This window comes from Actinoplanes sp. NPDC051633 (assembly GCF_040681735.1).
In the GTDB taxonomy this organism is placed as follows: domain Bacteria; phylum Actinomycetota; class Actinomycetes; order Mycobacteriales; family Micromonosporaceae; genus Actinoplanes.
In genome coordinates, this window is the sequence record NZ_JBFAZH010000984.1 from 1 (window position 1) to 2,950 (window position 2,950).

The window sequence follows — 2,950 nt, forward strand, 5'->3', positions numbered from 1 at the left end:
CGCCGGGCAGGGCAAGGTCGGCATCATCCTGCCCGACACCAAGTCCTCGCAGCGATGGGCGACCGACGACCCCAAGTTCCTGAAGCAGGCCTTCGACGCGGCCGGCGTGCCCGTCGAGATCATCAACGCCGAGGGCGACAAGGCGCGGTTCGGCAAGATCGCGGACGACTTCATCGCCCAGGGCGTCAAGGTCCTGATGATCGTGAACCTGGACTCGCCCACCGGCAAGGCGGCGCTCGACAAGGCGCGGGCCGCCGGCATCAAGACGATCGACTACGACCGGCTCACCCTCAACGGCGGCGCCGACTTCTACGTGAGCTTCAACAACTACGAGGTCGGCGTGCTGCAGGGCCAGGAGCTCGTGAAATGCATGCAGGCGAAGGGTCACAAGAACCCGATCATCGCCGAGGTGAACGGCTCGCCGACCGACAACAACGCGACCGACTTCAAGGCCGGCTACGACTCGGTCCTGCAGCCGATGTACGACGACGCGATCTATCGGAAGGGCCCCGATCAGTCGGTGCCGGACTGGGTGAACGAAGAGGCCGGCGTCATCTTCGCCGAGATGCTCGAGCAGGCGCCCGAGATCAAGGGCGTGGTGGCAGCGAACGACGGACTGGCCAACGCCGTGATCGGCGTGCTCAAGAAGAAGGGCCTCAACAAGATCGTGCCGGTCACCGGGCAGGACGCCACCGTGCAGGGCCTGCAGAACATCCTCACCGGCGACCAGTGCATGACCGTGTTCAAGGACATCAAGCCCGAGGCGGAGGCGGCGGCCAACCTCGCCATCAAGCTGTACAACGGCGAGACGCCGCAGGGCACGGGTCTGCAGAAGGACGTCGAGTCCGGCGCCTACGTCCCGTCGATCATGCTGACGCCCAAGGCGATCACGATCAAGAACATCAACGAGCCGGTCGCCGCCGGCTTCGCCCCCGCGAAACAGGTCTGCGCGGGCAAGTACGCCGAGCTCTGCAAGGAGCACGGCATCAAGGTCGGGAAGTAGTAGCGCCCTTCAGGTGGCGGCCCAGGTGCTTGGCGATCTCCCGCTGAGCGTCCCGGGCCGCCAGCGCCTGCCGCTTGTCGTACGACCGCAGGCCGCGCGCCAGGGCCAGCTCCACCTTCGCCCAGCCGTCGTTGAAGTACAGCGACAGCGGCACCATGGTGAGCCCGTTGCCGTCGCGCAGCTGGGCCAGGATGCGGCTGATCTCGACCTTGTGCAGCAGCAGTTTCCGGGTGCGCCGCGGCGCGTGGTTGGTCCAGCTGCCGAACCCGTACTCGGCGATGTGTAGGCCGTACAGCATGATCTCGCCCTCGTGCTCGCCGGCGAACGCGTCACGCAGTGAGCAGTAGCCCGCGCGCAGCGACTTGACCTCGGTCCCGGCCAGCACGATCCCCGCCTCGTAGGTCTTGAGGATCGCGTAGTCGTGCCGGGCCTTCTTGTTCGAGGCGATCAGCTTGCGGCCGGTCTCGCGGGTCATGACGTCATTCTGCGGTAGAGCTCGGTCCTGATCGACGGCCGGGAGGCGAAGACCAGCAGGAAGGCGGCCTCGCGGGCCAGCCGCTGTGCCGTCTCGCCGGCCCTGATGCCGCCGCTGCCCGTCCTCGTGACCAGTGCGCCGGCCGCCTTCCAGGCCAGTGCGGAGGCCGCCGCCCGCGCCTGCGGTGTCCGCTCCTGATCGGCCAGCAGCGCGCGGCACGCGGTCAGCTCGTCGTCGAAGGCGCCGTCGAGCAGCCGCGACACCCGACGAACCAGCCCGAGCGAGAGGAACCCGTTGAGCGAGGATCCGGACGCGTTCTTCTGCGACCAGGGCTCGTAATCCTCGGTGTGCACGAGCAGCTCCTCGGGGACCGGGTGCCCGTCGAACGTCAGCGAGACCGTCCGGCTCGCCTGCACCGCCACCAGCTCCTGCAGCTCCGCCTCGAGCGTCGGCCCGGCGACCGCGTCGAGCAGGTAATACCGGATCTGATCACCCTCGCGCACGGCCACCTGGACAACGTCGATCAGGTCCCAGCCGGTCACCCAAGGCACGTGCCCGGAGAGGCGCCCGCCCTGCACATGCAGATCGGATCCGGGAGCCAGCCCCGCGTACGCGATGCCGGCCCGCCGCCCCCGCAGCGCCGCGCCCGCGGTGAACAGCGGCGACAGGTGCTGGATCCAGACGAAGGTCGTGGCCAGGCACCCGCTCGCCAGGATCTCCACCACCTCGGGCAGGTCGTCCCCGGCGCGGTCGTAGAACCCGGCGTCGGCGAGCAGGTCCAGGTGCCCGGCCGGCACCCGGTCGGACCGGTCGACCGCCGCGGCGGCCGGGAACAGGACCTCTTCGGCGATCTTCGCGGCGGCTTCGGCCATCTCGGTCACCCGCCCGACTCTAGTTTGCGAGCAACTCGGCAGCAGAATTCGCCCGGACATCCATACATGGAAATACTTGGGTAGCCTCCGTCTGTCCTACAGACACCTCTTGGAGGCATGCGTGCACAGACGCACACGTACCGCCGTGGTCGCCGGGCTGATCGCCGCGACCACCCTGATCGCCTACACGCCGATGCAGGCCACCGCCGCACCGGCGGCGCCGGCCGGCACACCGCTGACCGGCGAACCCGTCGGCGACGAGTACGCCTTCGTCGACAACCGCCCCGGCACGGTCGCTCCCCGTGCCGCCCAGCGGCTGGCCGGCGCCCGCTACAACAAGTTCGGCACCCCCGCCGCCCTCATCGGCAAGCTCGCCACCGGGCTGTCCAAGGACCCGGAGACCGCCGCCCGGCAATACCTGAAGAACACCCGGGGCGCCTTCGCCCTGGACACCGAGAACGTCGACGCCCTCGACACCGTCGCCACCACCAAGGTCGGCAAGGGCGCCGTGGTGCTGCTGCGGCAGCGCTTCGGCAAGCTGGCCGCAGGGTTCGACGGGCAGGTGGCCGTCGCGGTCAAGGACGGCGACGTGCTCTCGGT

The 2,950-nt window shown here is 69.1% G+C and carries 3 protein-coding genes and 1 pseudogene; 2 read left to right on the top strand and 2 right to left on the bottom strand.

The window, feature by feature from the left end:
• On the top strand, nt 1-1,003 hold a 1,003-nt coding region (locus tag AB0M20_RS35585), incomplete at its 5' end, for a substrate-binding domain-containing protein (RefSeq protein ID WP_364304931.1).
• On the opposite strand, the gene smpB is transcribed toward AB0M20_RS35585, so the two are convergent.
• Together smpB and AB0M20_RS35595 are read right to left on the bottom strand one after the other, a co-directional pair.
• Nucleotides 987-1,478 (bottom strand): SsrA-binding protein SmpB, encoded by a 492-nt coding sequence (gene smpB, locus AB0M20_RS35590; protein WP_364304933.1) that lies wholly within the window; start codon nt 1,476-1,478, stop codon nt 987-989. The two genes, AB0M20_RS35585 and smpB, sit on opposite strands and share 17 nt — an antisense overlap.
• Nucleotides 1,475-2,350, bottom strand: a complete 876-nt coding sequence (locus AB0M20_RS35595) for an acyl-CoA dehydrogenase (RefSeq protein WP_364304935.1) — start codon at nt 2,348-2,350, stop codon at nt 1,475-1,477. Before AB0M20_RS35595 ends, smpB begins: the two co-directional genes overlap by 4 nt.
• Before the next feature lie 121 nt (nt 2,351-2,471).
• Here AB0M20_RS35595 and AB0M20_RS35600 point away from each other — a divergent pair.
• A pseudogene (locus tag AB0M20_RS35600) lies at nt 2,472-2,950 on the top strand (peptidase M36); the annotation flags it as partial.